13 protein-coding genes are annotated in these 15729 nt (G+C 54.3%); 7 read left to right on the plus strand and 6 right to left on the minus strand.

The genetic code is table 11. The features are described 5' to 3' along the window. The first annotated feature begins 69 nt into the window (after positions 1 to 69). From SYN_RS05255 to SYN_RS05265, 3 genes are read left to right on the plus strand one after another with little or no spacing between them, the layout of a single operon-like run. Positions 70 to 1050 (plus strand): NAD-dependent epimerase/dehydratase family protein, encoded by a 981-nt coding sequence (locus SYN_RS05255; RefSeq protein WP_041585412.1) that lies wholly within the window; start codon positions 70 to 72, stop codon positions 1048 to 1050. Continuing rightward, a complete protein-coding gene (locus tag SYN_RS05260; protein WP_041584763.1) occupies positions 1037 to 2245 on the plus strand; it encodes an aminotransferase class I/II-fold pyridoxal phosphate-dependent enzyme in 1209 nt (402 codons plus the stop codon). Before SYN_RS05255 ends, SYN_RS05260 begins: the two co-directional genes overlap by 14 nt. 13 nt (positions 2246 to 2258) lie before the next feature. Next, positions 2259 to 3713 carry a PAS domain S-box protein gene (locus tag SYN_RS05265; protein ID WP_041584764.1) on the plus strand — a complete coding sequence of 485 codons (1455 nt, stop codon included), beginning with the start codon at positions 2259 to 2261 and terminating at the stop codon, positions 3711 to 3713. Here the strand turns inward: SYN_RS05265 and SYN_RS05270 are convergent. Continuing rightward, entirely contained in the window at positions 3702 to 4916 is a 1215-nt protein-coding gene (locus SYN_RS05270) for an ISL3 family transposase (protein WP_011416152.1), read from the minus strand. The two genes, SYN_RS05265 and SYN_RS05270, sit on opposite strands and share 12 nt — an antisense overlap. A gap of 88 nt (positions 4917 to 5004) precedes the next feature. On the opposite strand from SYN_RS05270, the gene SYN_RS05275 reads away from it, so the two are divergent. Together SYN_RS05275 and SYN_RS05280 are read left to right on the plus strand one after the other, a co-directional pair. Further along, positions 5005 to 6882: a hybrid sensor histidine kinase/response regulator gene (locus SYN_RS05275; RefSeq protein WP_148202495.1), complete on the plus strand. Its 1878-nt coding sequence runs from the start codon at positions 5005 to 5007 to the stop codon at positions 6880 to 6882. Positions 6883 to 7183: 301 nt separating this feature from the next. After that, positions 7184 to 8632 carry an ATP-binding protein gene (locus SYN_RS05280; RefSeq protein WP_049749908.1) on the plus strand — a complete coding sequence of 483 codons (1449 nt, stop codon included), beginning with the start codon at positions 7184 to 7186 and terminating at the stop codon, positions 8630 to 8632. A 130-nt stretch (positions 8633 to 8762) separates the two neighbouring features. Here the strand turns inward: SYN_RS05280 and SYN_RS05285 are convergent, their stop codons facing one another. From SYN_RS05285 to SYN_RS05295, 3 genes are read right to left on the minus strand one after another with little or no spacing between them, the layout of a single operon-like run. Further along, a complete protein-coding gene (locus tag SYN_RS05285; protein ID WP_011417026.1) occupies positions 8763 to 9968 on the minus strand; it encodes an aspartate aminotransferase family protein in 1206 nt (401 codons plus the stop codon). Positions 9969 to 9980: 12 nt separating this feature from the next. Next, positions 9981 to 10679, minus strand: coding sequence for a YggS family pyridoxal phosphate-dependent enzyme (locus tag SYN_RS05290; protein WP_011417027.1), 699 nt, complete (start codon positions 10677 to 10679; stop codon positions 9981 to 9983). After that, a complete protein-coding gene (locus tag SYN_RS05295) occupies positions 10654 to 11313 on the minus strand; it encodes a Maf family protein (protein WP_011417028.1) in 660 nt (219 codons plus the stop codon). Before SYN_RS05295 ends, SYN_RS05290 begins: the two co-directional genes overlap by 26 nt. Before the next feature lie 274 nt (positions 11314 to 11587). Between SYN_RS05295 and SYN_RS16220 the strand changes: the two genes are divergently transcribed. Beyond that, on the plus strand, positions 11588 to 11731 hold the full coding sequence (locus SYN_RS16220; protein WP_158302928.1) for a hypothetical protein: 144 nt from the start codon (positions 11588 to 11590) through the stop codon (positions 11729 to 11731). Between the two features lie 204 nt (positions 11732 to 11935). Here the strand turns inward: SYN_RS16220 and SYN_RS05305 are convergent, their stop codons facing one another. After that, entirely contained in the window at positions 11936 to 13009 is a 1074-nt protein-coding gene (locus tag SYN_RS05305; protein ID WP_011417030.1) for a mannose-1-phosphate guanylyltransferase, read from the minus strand. A 346-nt stretch (positions 13010 to 13355) separates the two neighbouring features. On the opposite strand from SYN_RS05305, the gene SYN_RS05315 reads away from it, so the two are divergent. Beyond that, entirely contained in the window at positions 13356 to 14552 is a 1197-nt protein-coding gene (locus SYN_RS05315) for a class I SAM-dependent rRNA methyltransferase (protein ID WP_049749909.1), read from the plus strand. Between the two features lie 233 nt (positions 14553 to 14785). On the opposite strand, the gene SYN_RS15150 is transcribed toward SYN_RS05315, so the two are convergent. Next, positions 14786 to 15709 carry a PAS and helix-turn-helix domain-containing protein gene (locus tag SYN_RS15150; RefSeq protein WP_158302929.1) on the minus strand — a complete coding sequence of 308 codons (924 nt, stop codon included), beginning with the start codon at positions 15707 to 15709 and terminating at the stop codon, positions 14786 to 14788. Positions 15710 to 15729: the final 20 nt, after the last annotated feature.

Genomic DNA, 15729 nt, shown 5'->3' on the forward strand with positions numbered 1-15729 from the left:
TAAAAGTTGATGAAGACCTTGTCTCCGGATTATCAAAATCGGAAAACGCGGTCAGCGTGGTGTTGCATGATAAAAAGAATACTGGTTACCGGCGCCACGGGTCAGATCGGGTCTGAATTGGCCCTCGCTCTGAGACAGGCCTACGGTGAAGCCAAAGTCGTCGCTGCAGGACACAGGCGCCGGCCTGATGCGGAGCTCCTGGAAAGCGGTCCTTACTGCAGTTTCGATGTCCGGGACGGTGAAACACTGCAGCGTATTGTGCAGGAGTACCGGATCGACACGATTTTTCATCTGGCATCGCTCCTGTCAGCTGCTGCGGAGAAGAACCCGCAATCTGCCTGGGAGATCAACATGAAGGGGCTGACCAATGTTCTGGAGACGGCCCGCATTTCCGGCTGCGCCGTTTTCTTCCCCAGCTCCATCGGCGCCTTCGGTCCCGGCACTCCACTGGAAAACACACCCCAGCTGACCATTCAACGTCCTGCTACGCTCTACGGTATTACCAAACTGGCCGGCGAGCTGCTGTGCGACTATTATTTCCACCACTTCGGCGTCGACGCCCGCGGTCTGCGCTTTCCGGGCCTTATTTCCTACAAGACGCCGCCCGGCGGCGGCACCACCGACTATGCCGTGGAGATCTTCACCGCAGCCCTGACGGAAGGCCGCTACACCTGTTTTCTCAGGCCCGATACCCGGCTTGACATGATGTACATGCCGGACGCCATCGGCGCGGCGATGATCCTGATGGAGGCGGACGGTCAAAGGCTCATTCACCGAAATGCCTATAACGTGACGGCCATGAACTTCACGCCGGAGGAACTGGCGGTTCAGATTCTCCGGTTTGTGCCCGGTTTCGATATCCGCTATGATGTGGACCCGATCCGCCAGGCCATTGCCGATTCCTGGCCCCGGCACATGGATGACAGCGCGGCGCGTACGGAATGGGGCTGGCAGCCCCGTTACGACCTTGCCGCCACGACATCGGAAATGATTGAACATCTTGCATTCAAACTGGGAAAAGCGGGGGAGGATCGACATGGCGCAGGATAAACTGAAACGCCTGCTGGTGGAGAAGCTGGATGCGATGGAACGAAACGGCGTCCGCAAGGGGAAAGAAAGAATCATCACCGGCCGCCGGCCGCCCCGCGACGGCTTCGGTCCGAGATATTTTCTCAAGAGCTGTGGGGGGCGGGCTTTTCTACGTATGAATGCCAATGCCTACCTCGGCCTCAACACCCACCCTCGCGTGGTGGAAGCGGAAGAAACTGCCGTCCGGCGCTACGGCGCGGGACCCGGTGCGGTACGCTTCATCAGCGGCACCTTCGAACCCCACATCAAGCTGGAAGAGCGCCTGGCCTCTTTCCACGGGCGGGAAGCGGGAATGCTGTTCAGTGCCGCCTACGCAGCAGTCATGGGCGTGCTGCCGCAGCTTGTCACCGGGGAGACCCTGGTGGTGAGCGACGCCCTCAACCATAACTGCATCATCAACGCCGTCCGTCTGGCCCAGCCCGCCGCCAGAGCGGTTTATGAACACCTGGACACCGCCCGGCTGGAAGGCCTCCTGGAGCAGTATCTGGGAAAGGCCAAGAGGGTCGTTGTCGTCACCGACGGTGTCTTCAGCATGCGCGGCGACTACGCCCCCCTGGACGTAATCTGTGCGATCTGCAGGCGTTATTCCGAGCTTTTTGAGGAAGGGGTGATTTCCGTTGTTGATGACTCTCACGGCGTCGGCGCCTTCGGAGAGACCGGCAGGGGAAGCGAGGAAAAAACGGCGGCGCGGGCCGACATCCTCATTGCCACGCTGGGCAAGGCGCTCGGCGTCAACGGTGGCTATGTGGTGTCTGACAGGACGGTCATCGACTACCTGCGGGAAACCGCTCCCTTCTACATTTACTCCAATCCGATTACTCCTTCGGAAGCGGCCGCCGCCCTTGCGGCGCTGGAAATACTCGACAGCGGCGAGGGAATCGGTCTGCTGAAAAAAATCCGGGACCTTGCCGCCTCCCTGCGCCGGGGTTTTCGGGATTGCGGCCGCGAAACCCTGGACGGCGAACACCCCATCGTTCCCCTCCTGATTCGGGATACCGCAAAAACCAGGGAACTGGTTCAGCGGCTTTATGATCGCGACGTTCTGGCGACAGGTCTCGGTTATCCCGTCGTGCCCAGAGGGGATGAGGAACTCCGGTTCCAGATCTCCGCGGAGCATACCGAAAGAGACATCGGTTATCTGCTGGATGTTTTGTGAAAGAGAAAACTCGATGAGCGAGGAGTTCGAAAACCGGGAACAATTGCTGGACGAGATTTCATCGCTGCGTCAGCGCGTTAAGGAACTTGAAGTATCCGTTGCATCGCATAAACAGAGCGAGGAACGCTATCGTCGGCTTTATGATCGCATGCTTCATGATGAGGGCATGGATGGATATGCCGCGATCAATATGGATGGTTATTTCCGAGTGTCCAATGCGGCCTTCATGAAGATGGTCGGATATACGGCTGAGGAACTGCGGGGAATGATCTACCTGGATCTGACACCTGAGAAGTGGCGCGAGACGGAAAGAGTCATCATTCAGGAACAGGTCCTTTCCGAAAATTTTTCCCAGGTTTATGAAAAGGAGTTACGACGGAAGGATGGGTCCGTCTTCCCTGTCGAACTCCGCACTTATCTGATCAGAAGCCGGAACGGCCAGCCATCCGGAATGTGGGCATTCGTTCGGGACATTACAGTGCGCAAGCAATCGGAAAATATTCTGGTCGCTCAACGGGATTTGTCCCTCGCACTGGCCGGTACAAAGTCGCTCCAGGATACCCTTCAGCTCTGTCTCGATACCGCCATTCAAGCGTCGGGTTTTGATTCCGGCGGGATCTATATTTTGGATTCCAGGAAGAAGAGTCTTGATCTTGCCTGTGTCCGGAATCTTTCGGATGAGTTTGTCGACTCCATCAACCATGTTCCCGCCGATTCAGAGAGGGCTCGGGTTGTGATGGCGGGCAGCCCCTGCTATCTTGAAGGAGCGGATTGCGACGGGGTCCTGAAGCAGGAGCACTTCGTCAGAGAAGGAATAAAATCGTGTTCCATCATCCCGATCAGCAGTCAGGAACGGATTATCGCCTGCCTGAATGTTGCGTCTCATGTGCTCGAAAAAATTCCACCTTACGCGCGCAACGCGCTGGAATCGATAGCGGGTCAGATTGGTCTTTGCATTCAGAAGGCTCAGGCCGAAGAAGAGTTGAGGGACAGCGAAAAAAAGTACAGACAACTGGTTGATTTTCTTCCAATAATTGTCTTCGAGTGTGATAAGCGGGGAAATATTACCTCCACAAATCGAGCTGCATTTAAAGCCTTTGGGTATACTCAGGAGGATCTTGGCCCAGGGTTTAATGCCCTGCAGGTCATTGTCCCCGAGGAGAAGGAACGAGCACTGCACAATATTCAGAGGCGCATTAATGACGAAGATGTCGACACAATTGAATACACAGCCGTGAGGAAGGACGGTACCACCTTCCCAGTCCGGATTTTATCGGCGCCGATTATCAGGAATAACAAGGCAGTTGGTTTGAGAGGGGCCATCATCGATATGACCGAAATCAAACTGGCCCGGAAGGCACTGCAGGAAAGCGAAGAACGCTGGCAGTTTGCCTTGGAAGGATCAGGTGACGGTGTCTGGGACTGGAACAAACAAACCGGAGAGGTTTTTTATGGTTCATCCGACTAAAGCGTACTTGGCTTCATGAATGGCCATGATTTTAAGTTTGAAGAATTCGATATCCCGGAACCCATAAGCCATCCGTTTCATGGTTTTGATTTTGTTGTTTGTGCCTTCTAAGGGAGCCGACGAGATGCGGTAATCATAATAAGAGAGGATACCGGATTGAAATGCAGCAAGTGACTTCGCAAACTTTTTCAACATTTTTATCCCGGAAGTTTCCGCCCTCTTGATCCAATCAACCAATACCAGGCGTGCTTTTTCCTTTGTTGGCTGAAACCAGACCTGTCGGAGATCTTCTTTCAGGTAATAGGCGCATGCAAGTGGCTGATTTAGCTGGAGGGCATCGTTCAAGCGGGCCTTTTCACCTTTGGATGAGTCAAGATTTTCCGGATTTTTCAGGAGAAGCCAGCGGGTGCCCTTCAGGACTTTCTTCTGAAGGAGATCTTTTGCCTCTCGATAAAGGTCTCTTCTTAGCCCGGACAATTTGTCGTTGAAGAGCTTGATGACATGAAAATGGTCAAAAACAATCGTCGCTTTCGGAAGATGAGTCGATACAGCGCTGATGTAAGCGGGAGACATATCCATGGCAACGGCTTCAATCTTGGCTTCGGCACGTTTGACCTTTTTCCAGAAAGAGTCAAGCGCATCGGCTCCCTTGCCATCACCGACATAGACGATCGTCCCTTTGGTCATATCCAAAACAACAGTCAGATACCGATGCCCCTTGCGAATCGAGATCTCATCGATGGCAATTCTCCGAAGATCCTTCAGAAAAGGTCTGGAAAACCTCTTCGTCAAATCCCGTTTCTGAATTTCCTTGATCACGTCCCAGGATACCGACAGATGTGCAGCTACATCCTGGATTGTCATGTGTTTCGACAATTCCAAGGCATATCGCTCAAAAGCACGGGTGTAAGAAAACCGGGGATCAGCAAATCCCAGCGACACTTGACGAATACTGCCGCAACGAAGGCAGCCCACCCGCTGAACGCTGAGATCGAAGAACACATTCTTGAAACCGATGGGAATGCTTCGAAACCGTCTCCGGGTCGTTCCTCGCATGATGATCTCCCGGCTTCTACAGACTGGACAGCAAAGCTTGCTCCTTTTGTGGCGTATGGTGAACGTGATACTTCTTCCTTCGTATCGCGTCCTAACATAATCGTAGCCGACGAGGCTGAATCCGTGGTAAAGAAAACTCGTGGACATGCTTCCCCTCCGTTAATTGGAAATCTTCGAACAATTTCCTCTTGGGGTGTATGTCCATTTTTTTCAACATAAAGTACGCATAAACCGGATGAACCTTTTTTATTCTCTCCGCTGGAAGAGAATGCTCGGTTATACAGAAAGTGAAGTTGGAAACACCCCTGACGAGTGGGACAAACGTGTCCATCCCGAGGACAGGAAACGTTGCCAGGAAGTGCTGGAAGCGCATTTAAGCGGAAAAACGCCGGTTTATGAAAGTGAATATCGCCTTCTATGCAAGAACGGCACTTATAAATGGATTATGGATCGCGGGACAGTCATTAATCGGACGGCAGACGGGAAACCGCTACGCGTTATTGGAACGCATGCAGACATCACCAGGCGCAGACTGATGGAGGATGAATTGCGGGAATCGAGGCAGAGGCTTGCCGACATCATCAACTTTCTTCCCGACGCAACCCTGGTCATCGACAGGGAAAGCCGGGTCATTTCCTGGAATCAGGCGATAGAAAAAATGACGGGGATCAGCGCGGAAGAAATGCTCGGCAAGGGCAACTACGAGTATGCCCTTCCTTTTTACGGGGAAAGAAGGCCGATTCTCATCGATCACGCTCTTCGTCCGGATATGCAGGCGAAAAAACAATACACGGCCTTTTACAGAGCGGGAGAGATTCTTTTCGGGCAATCCTGTGTGTCCGCACTTCCTTCCGGCGAACTCCATCTCTCCGCATCGGCATCTGTTCTGCGGGATTCCCGGGGAGAGATCATTGCCGCCATTGAATGCATCCGGGATAATACCGAACTGAAAAAACTGCAGGACCGTCTGAACCGCGCCGAAAAGATGGAAGGGCTGGGAAGGCTGGCCGGAGGCGTAGCGCATGATCTCAATAATGTCCTGGGGGTCCTGGTGGGATATTCGGAACTGCTTGCGGAAACCGTTCCCGGTGACAGCCCCTTGAAAAGGTATGCGAAAAACATCCTGCAATCCGGGATGAGGGGGGCGGCGATCGTTCAGGATCTTTTGACGCTGGCCAGGAGAGGGGTGGTCGTATCAGAAGTGATCAATCTGAACCAGGTGATTGCCGATTCCATCAAAACGCCGGAATATGAAATGCTGAAATTCGATCATCCGGATGTGCGGATTCGCACCCATCTGGCGGAGGGACTCCTGAATATCAAGGGTTCCCCCATCCATTTAAGCAAAACGGTGATGAATCTGATTGTCAACGCCGCGGAGGCTGTCTCCGGTTGCGGCGACGTGACAATACGGACGGAGAATCGTTACCTGGACATGCCTGTCCGGGGGTACGGCTCGATCCAGGAGGGGGATTACGCCGTCCTGTCCATATCGGACACGGGCAGCGGCATTTCTGCGGACGATCTGGACAAGATATTTGAACCCTTCTACACCAAAAAAGTCATGGGGAAAAGCGGGACGGGGCTGGGGCTGGCCGTTGTCTGGGGGACCGTTAAGGATCATAACGGCTACATCGACGTACATAGTGAAGAGGGAAAAGGGACGACCTTCGCAATTTATTTTCCCGTGACCAGCGAGGGAAGAACGGAAGCGGGCAAGGTGATACCCCCTGAATCCTATGCCGGCGGGGGTGAGTCGATTCTGGTGGTGGATGATATTCCCGAACAGAGGGAAATGGCGCTCAGCATGCTCAAAAGGCTCGGGTATCGGGTTGATGCGGTTCCCGGCGGTGAAGCGGCGGTTGATTATCTCCGCTCCCAGGCGATGGATCTTGTGGTGCTGGACATGATCATGCCCCCAGGTATGGATGGTCTGGAAACTTATGAGCGGATTCTGGAAATCAACCCGGCGCAGAAGGCGATCATCGTCAGCGGGTTTTCCCGGACGGAACGGGTGGAAAAAGCGCAGAAACTCGGGGCCGGAGCTTACGTCCGGAAACCCTATATCCTGGAAAACCTCGGGCTGGCGGTTCGGAAGGAACTCGACCGGTGAAGATCAAATCAAAAGGAAAGTCATTAAGGTCATCTCTCAAAACTATGCCGGAAGTCATTTATCATGTATAATGACGCGGTCAATGTATCCTGCTCATTGATTATTACGGATCGAGGAAATTACTCCGTCCGGATGGTTTAACCGGTTAGGAACTGGTAAAAATTGCACTCCCAGGGGCATGACATCATGGTCAGACCGCGGATTATAAACAGGATCAGGGAATTCGACACTTTTCTCATCTGCAGGCACATGAATCGTCAAATCTTTGCGACGTGAAAAAAAGAAAGGATCAGATGATCAGATGGCTGACGAAAACGAAGAATACCTCATGGAAACGAGATTTTCCGCGGAACATATCGGTTTGAAGCTTCTGGAGAAAAAAATCATTACGGAACAGCAGTTCGAAGATGCTCTGCGGAGACAGAAAAGCAGGGGGGGCGGCCTAGGCGATGTCCTCATCGAGTTGGGATATCTGACGGAAGAACGTCTGAACCAGCTTTTAAATGCCTTCCCTTCTGTGCCGAAGACTATTGAGGATACCGGTCTTGATGCCTCTTTCCTGGCCGACCTGGTTCTGAAGCACAGTTTATCTCTGAGGGAATTCAGGCTGGCCGATATGGTGAGAAGAGTAAAACTCCCCCTGTCGATCGTGGATTCTATAGTGGAAACCCTGCAGAGGGAAAAAATGCTTGAAGTAAAAGGTGGAGACGGGCTGGCCCGGGCGACTTATCGTTTCTCCATTACGGGGATCGGTGAAAACCGGGCCGCGGGGCTTCTGGAAATCTGCCGCTATGTCGGACCCGCTCCGGTTTCCCTGAGTGATTACCGGGAAAAAGTCCTGACTCAGTCGATCCAGAGGGTTGTTGTGAATCCCCTTACCCTCAAAAACGCCTTATCCCATCTGGTCATCAACCCGGATCTCCTGAAAGCCCTGGGGCCGGCCTTGACTTCAGGGCAGACGATCTTCCTTTACGGTCCCACGGGAAACGGCAAAAGCTCCATCGCCGAGGCCATAGGCAATGTCCTTCCCGGAACCATCTTTGTTCCCTATGCAGTCTATGTTGAAGGGGAATTGATTACGGTTTTCGACCCAGTCAACCATGTCCCCGCACCATCTGAAACAGAAGACGGCAAGATGGACCACCGGTGGCTGCAGATCAGACGGCCGGTGATCATGACAGGCGGCGAACTGACTCTGAGAACCCTGGATCTGGAGTTCAACCCCATTTCGAAATTCTACATCGCCCCTCTCCAGATGAAGGCCAACAATGGTCTCTTTATCATCGACGATTTCGGGAGGCAACAGATCGAGCCTAAAATGCTGCTGAACCGATGGATCGTTCCCTTGGAGAAGAGAGTCGATTTCCTTACCCTCCATACCGGGATGAAGTTCTCGATTCCCTTTGATCAACTGGTCATCTTCGCGACCAATCTCAAACCCATGGAGCTTGCGGACGAGGCTTTTCTGAGAAGAATCCGGTACAAGATCTTTATCGACTATCCCTCAAAGGAGGATTTCGAAGTCATTTTCAGGAAAGCATGTGAGATGAAAAACGTGGCATTCGATCCCAAGGCTTTTCAATTTCTTCAGGACATTTACGAGAAACTCGGCATTCAGAGGAGCGCAAACCACCCGCGGGATCTCCTTGAACACATCATCGATCAGTCCCGCTATTACGGGCAGGAACCGGAATTGACCGTAGAAGGGGTCAGCGCGGCGTGGGAGCAGAATTTCATTAAAAATTTCTGATAATTGACCGAGGTGACCTTCGACACCATTCGCCGCGAGTTCATCGACTGGCACGTCCTCACCTGCGTGGGCATCTACCGGGAAGACGCAAACGGCCGTTTTCGAGACCTGGAACGGCGCCCTGGGCTGATCAGCTTGCCGTTACGGCGTTTCCTATTGCTTTTTCCAGGATAGCGAGTCCTCCTTCCATTTCTTCCCGCCGAATGTTCAGGGCCGGGAAAATCCTGATGATACTACCCAGGGTCTGCCGGATCAGAAGACCACGGCTGAAACAGTCCCCGTTGATACGAGAGGCTATACCCTCATCGCGGAACTCCACAGCCAGCAACAGACCACGGCCACGGACATCCACGACGGCATCAGGCCAGGTTTGTCTCCATTTCTCCATCTGCTTCAGGGCCAGGACGCCCATCTCCTTGACGTTGGCGGAGATGTTGGAGCCGATCAGACAGGCAATGACGGCGTGTGCGACTGCGCAGCCGACGGGATTGCCGCAGTAGGTGCCGCCGTGATCCCCGTGTTCGAGCCTGGCGGCCACCTCTTCCGACAGGGCGAAGGCGCCGAAGGGAAATCCTCCGGCAATGCCCTTGGCCATCGTCAGAAAATCGACGTCGATCTTCAGCGGGTCAATGGCAAACATCGGGCCGGTGCGGCAGAATCCTGTCGTGACTTCATCGATGATGAGGAGGCTGCCATTGGCCCGGCACAGCCTGCTCACTTCTCCCAGATAGGAATCTGGAGGAATCCGGACCCCGCCTTCACTTTGAATAGGCTCCAGAAGGACAGCCGCCACCTGATCGTCGAGGGCCGCATCAAGAGCGGCGATATCGCCATAGGGGACGAACCGGTTGCCCGGGGTGAGTGCCGTCGGTTGTTCAGGTCGGGTGGCTCGAACCAGAGTCGCGGCCGTGCTGGTCATCCGTCCGTGGAAACCTTGAAGGGCGGAGGCGATGTCAGGCCTGCCCGTAACCTTGCGCGCCAGTTTGATGGCCGCATCGTTGGATTCCGCGCCGCTGTTGGAAAAGAAGATCCGCGTCAGATTCGGAGGCAGGATTGAAACCAGGAGAGACAACAGACGGGCCCGCTCCGGGGAGTAGGTGGCCCCTGCCATGGGACCCTGCAGAATTTTCCCGCTCTGTTCCAGGAGGGCCCGGGTGATGACCGGATGGGCGTGACCCAGGCAGGTGACCCCCCATCCCGCCGTGAAATCGAGAAAGCGGTTGCCTTCTTCATCCCATACGGTGACTCCTTCCCCCCGCTCGATGGATACGGGTATCTTTTTGAAGAAGGCCGGCATGTGACGATCTTCCATCTCGATGGTTCTTTTCGTTGTCATGAATAGCTCCCTTTATGGTTTTCTTTCCCCGAAGATTCCCCGCCCGATGCGCACGATCGTGGCCCCCTCCTCGATGGCGACTTCGTAATCATCCGTCATGCCCATGGAGAGTTCCCGGAGGGAAACCCGGTCGATCCGTTCCGCCGCAATCCGATCCCGCAGCGTCCGCAGAGCGGCGAAGTAAGGGCGGGCTGTTTCCGGATTTTCAAACCAGGGCGGCATGGTCATCAATCCCTCAATGGCGATGTTCTCCAGAAGGGCGATGCTGCGGATCAGCGATTCGGCTTCCTCCGGGGCGACGCCGCTCTTTGTCAGTTCTCCTCCGCTGTTCACCTCGATCAGGACAGGAAGAACCCGGCCTGCCGCCCTGGCGCGGCGCTCCAGCTCAATGGCCAGTTCGAGACGGTCCACGGACTGGACCATATCGAAGAGCCGGACGGCGTACTTGGCCTTGTTGGTCTGAAGATGGCCGATCATGTGCCACTGCGGAGGATGGCCGATCGCTTCGATCTTTGTTTTGCCTTCCTGGATGTAATTTTCTCCGCAGAGATCGATGCCGGCCTCCAGGGCCTGACCGATCCGACTTTCCTGCACTTTTTTTGTGACAGCCATCAGCCGGATCTCCGAGACCTGTCGCCCTGCTCGGGTTGCGGCTCCGGCGATGCGTTCGCGGATTTCCGCGATATTATTCCTGATTGCTTCCTCGATCATGTTGATCTCCTGAAAAGGTGAGGCTTCCCATGTCTTTGAGGGTTTCAACGACTTCACTGAGGGGAAGGCCCATCACGTTGGTATAGGATCCTCGGATTTCCCGGATGAAGAACGCCCCCATGCCCTGGACGGCATACCCCCCGGCCTTGTCATAGGGCTCTTCGGAGCTGACATACCATGAGATTTCATCCTCGGGGATTTCTTTAAAGAGCACCGCGGACCGCACAACCTGGGTTCTCCGGCGTCCCTTCTTCTTCTGAATCAGCGAGAAGCCTGTATAAACGATGTGTTCCCGGCCGCTGAGCCTTTTGAGCATGTCCCGCGCCTCTCCGGGGTTACCGGGCTTGCCCAGCATCCGGCCGGCAATCACCACGACGGTATCGGCGCCGAGAACCAGAGCATCGGGGAAGAGGGCGGCGATCATCTCCGCCTTTTCGCTGGAAAGGCGCTGGACGTGTTCCGGCGGGGTTTCATCGTTTCTGGAGGTTTCATCCATGTGGCTGGGGATGACTTCAAAGTCGACGCCCAGAAGCTGGAGAAGCTCGGCCCGCCGCGGCGAAGCGGAGGCCAGAATCAGTTTTTCCGTCAGCATGATGCCCATAAAGGTGCATTCCTTTTTTTCCGATGTTGGCATGTCCGAAGGACCTGTGCTTGACCTGAAAGCTTATAGAGAATTGGCTGAAGGATGTCAAGGCGGCCATAAGATTTCAAGCCTCTTCTTTCGTCAATGGTTCCGTTGTGCTCTTAATTTTTTCCGACCTTGACAGGGAACGTGTATTCTCTGATTGCACCGTTGATGGATTGTGGTAAACTTCCGCTTTCCGGATAAACTTTTTCTTTCAAGGAGACAAGGCTCACGCACAAAACGGGGCGAAACAGATAATCAGATTCTGGGAGGTCAGAGAAAAGTGAAAGGATGGTTGACAGGGCGACGGCTCTTAAAGGGAAGCATCGGTTTGATGATGATCGGGTTGGTTCTCCTTGCTCCATTGGCTCCTGCGGATGCCGCGCAATGCCTGGTCCGTTTTAATATCCCTGCCTGCATGTCCTGAGGCGGTTTCGAGAGGGTAAGTTCTATCCTCAAAAACATCAACGGCGTCATTCTCGTCGAGCGTTACGGAGATCAGGGGGTTACTGTGACCTATGACGACGACCGGACAAGCGTAAAAAAGATGATGGAACTGCTGAAACGCAGGGGGTATCCCGTTAAAGGCATGCCGGTTTTCGTTCAGTAGCTTGGCGTCGCTGTGGGGCGCCTATTCCAGATAATTCTTGAGATTTTTTTCCTCCAGGATGTCCACGATCGATTTGACCTTCTGGGAGTCGCCCCTGCGACAGATCAGCAGGGCGTCATCCGTTTCCACGACGATCAGATCTCTGACCCCCACGAGGGCGACCAGCTTTTTGGGGCTGTAGACCAGGGAATCGGCCGATTCCACAGCGATCACCTCGCCGCGGCAGGCATTGCCCGCGAAATCTTTTTCCAGGAACTCCCAGAGGGCGTCCCAGCTTCCGACATCCGACCAGGCGAAGTTTCCGGGGATGACCAGGACCTTGTCCGCTTTTTCCATCACGCCGTAGTCGATAGATATGGAACGGGTTTCCTCATAGGTGTCTCTCAGAACGACTTCATACTGTTCTGTGCCCAGTGCAGCTTCGAGCCTGAGCAGACCCGCGTGCAGATCGGGAAGGTGCGTTTCGATGGCCTGGAGAATGGTGGAGGTCTTCCAGATGAACATGCCGCTGTTCCAGTAAAAGGTTCCCGCTTCCACAAACGACATGGCCTGCTCCAGCGGCGGCTTTTCACGGATCGACCATACGCCGTATATGAGTTTCCCTCCGATCTGACCGACGGGGTTTCCTCTTTCGATATAACCGTAACCGGTTTCCGGGCCGGTTGGCTTGATGCCGATGGTCACCAGAGCGTCCTCACGCTCGGCTGCTTCGGCTGCGGCTGCCAGCGTGTCCAGGAATACCCGGTCATCGGCAATCACATGGTCAGAAGGCAGCACCGCCATGACGGCGTCGCCCGCGCGACGGCGGATATGGATTGCGGCGAGGCCGATGCAGGGGGCGGTATTGCGGCCAACGGGTTCCACCAGGATATTTTCCGCGGGAATTTCCGGGAGCTGCCGTCTCAGTTCATCGGCATGAGCGGCGCCCGTGATGATCAGGGTTCGATCCGGAGGGATCAGGGAGGAGATCCGGCTCACCGTTTCCTGAATGATGGTCCGGGTTCCCGTAATGTCCAGAAGGTGCTTCGGCTTGTGCTCGCGGCTCCGAGGCCAGAATCTGGCCCCCTTGCCGCCGGCCATGATCACGGCATACATGAAGGGTTTGCTCCTTGAGAAATAAGAAATTTATATTTCAGATAGAGTAAAGTATCGGAAAACGTCCCTGCGTGTCAATGGATAATGATTCCAACACAGTGATAACGTTGAAAGGTGAAATAGCGGCGTTGCCTCCCGACAGATGGAAATGATGTGGATAAACCCTTCGCTTCTTCTTGTTTCTGCCCTTGTTTGTGCCGTCGATTTGCGTTTCTGCAGCAACCCTGCGGACGGTTGTTGCGCCGGGAATAATCCGGCTTGTCTTTTTCCCGGCAAGTCGATATGTTCCGTCGAATTCTGAATGATAATCTGAATGATATAAAAAGATAAGGATTCTGTGCTTTTCATGAAAATGAACTATCCCCGTCTGTATCTCAAGCCCGGCCGGGAAAAGGCTCTGTTGCATGGTCATCCCTGGCTCTTTTCCGGGGCTGTGGCATCTGTTGAAGGAAAACGGGCTCCGGGAGATATCGTTGCCGTGACGGATGCCGGAGGCCGGTCCCTGGGGTTGGGTTTCTTCAATTCCCGTTCGGATATCATCTTCCGATTTCTCACCGCCGATGTTGACACACGATGCGACGCGCATTTCTGGCGGGAGCGGGTCCGGTTCGCCGAAGCATTACGACGGCGGATCCTTCCGCCGGATACGACGGCCTGCCGGCTGATCAATGCCGAAGGTGATGGCCTGCCCGGCTTGATTGTGGACCGCTATGACGATGTCCTCGTCTGTTCCATCGCTACGGCGGGCATGGAGAAAAACCGAACGGCTGTTCTGGATGCACTGACGGGTGTCTGTTCCCCCCGGGGAATCTATGAGCGCAGTGAAGGACGGGCCAGGCGGCTTGAGGGGCTGGAAGAACGCAGCGGCTGGATTTACGGGAGTTGCGAGGAAGGGAAGCGGATTCCCGTTCGGGAAAATGGTCTTTACTTCGAAGTCGATATTGTCGGGGGGCAGAAGACTGGGTTTTTTCTCGACCAGCGCTCTAACCGGAAAGGGGTGGCCGGACTCAGCCGGGGGATGACCCTGCTGAACTGTTTCTCCTATAGCGGGGCTTTTTCGGTTTACGCCGCCCGGGGCGGTGCTGAACGGGTCGTTTCCGTGGACGTGTCGGAAGGGGCGAACGACATGGCGCGGTTCCATCTGAAAAAGAACGGATTTTCCACTGAACGGCACCCGGTGATCCGCGCCGACGTCTTTTCCTGGCTGCGGGAAACGGAGGAGGTCTTTGACGGAATTATCCTCGATCCGCCGGCATTTGCCAAATCCCGCAAGGATATCGCCCGTTCCGCCAGAGGATACAAGGACATCAATCTCCAGGCTATGAAACATCTTCAAAACGGCGGGCTGCTGTGGACGTTTTCCTGCTCCAGCTTTATGGACGAGGCGCTTTTTCAGAAGGTGGTGCTGGGTGCTGCCTGCGACACGGGGAAAAGCGTCCAGCTGCTGAAGATCCTGGGTCCGGGACCGGACCATCCCACCAGCCTGGCCCACATGGAAGGCCGGTATCTCAAGGGGCTGCTGCTGAGGGTTTCCGATCGTTGAGGCGGAAGGCAGCCGAATTTCAATGATCGGAATCAAAAAAGAACATAAGAGACTAAAAAAACGATCCGGCAAGCAGTAAATTAAGCTCCAGGCTTTGCAGGGAAAGGCGGGCGGATATTCAACCCGAACAGTAAAATGGACTCAGACTGTATGATCACGATGGTGCAGGGCCGGACCTGGCGGCGGTGTTCCGCAGAGAGCGTCTTGCCGCCGCCAACCCGGGAAGAAAAAAATCAGGAAAGAGACATCAGATAAGAGCGGAGATTTGTTTTTTTGTTGATCAGTCCCAGCTTGTTGCGGATGCTGTTCCGGTGAAGATCGATGGCGCTTTTTGAAATGCCCAGGATCTGAGCGATTTCCTTGGTACGTTTGCCTTCCTTGATCAGGCTGGCGACCTGAATTTCTTTCGGAGTGAAGTTGCGGTAGCGGGAAGTGATTTTCTGAAGGAAGGGAGACATGATATCGTTCAGGTTGGATTCCGCGATTTCCACAAAGGTTTCCTGCAGTCCGGCGAGTTCCGTTTCCTTCAATTTCTGGATGTAGGGAAGCACGAGTTCCTTGACGTTGGAGAGAAACCGTTCTTCCATTTCCCGCTTGTCCTGATCCCGGTGCTTCAGCAGGGATTTCAGTGCAGCGTTCATTTCTTCCAGGCGCCGGATGCTGGTTTCCAGTTCAGTCTCCCGATTCTTGAGCGCGGTTGCGGTTCGGTTGCGTTCCGTCATGTCATGGAAAAGAAGAAGGGCAAAGCTGTCATCCTGGGCTCGAACCGTCTCCGTGGATACGAGGGTTTCCAGGACCTCGCCGGAGCGGGTCTGGATCAGGATCGGATATTCCCGAAAGGAACCTTCCCGGGATATCTTTTCATCAAAGGATGCCCGTTCGGAATCACTGGGATAGATTCTGGAGAGAACGGACTGGACATCGGCAACATCCGTCCGCTGATAGCCAATCATCCTTAAAAAGCTTTCATTGACCTGCATATCAGACGGTACGGATAAACTTTTCAGCATCATCGGGACAGGGTTCAATTCAAATGTCATGAAAAAACGTTCGTCGGATAACCTGGTTGCCCCTCCAATAGTCCCGTCCAGATCAAATTGATCTTTTACGGCCTGATCTTCTATTTGCGTTACAACTCCCTGACTATCTTTTGACATGTTCTGCATTCCCTCTTTAT

Source organism: Syntrophus aciditrophicus SB, assembly GCF_000013405.1.
Taxonomy (GTDB): domain Bacteria; phylum Desulfobacterota; class Syntrophia; order Syntrophales; family Syntrophaceae; genus Syntrophus; species Syntrophus aciditrophicus.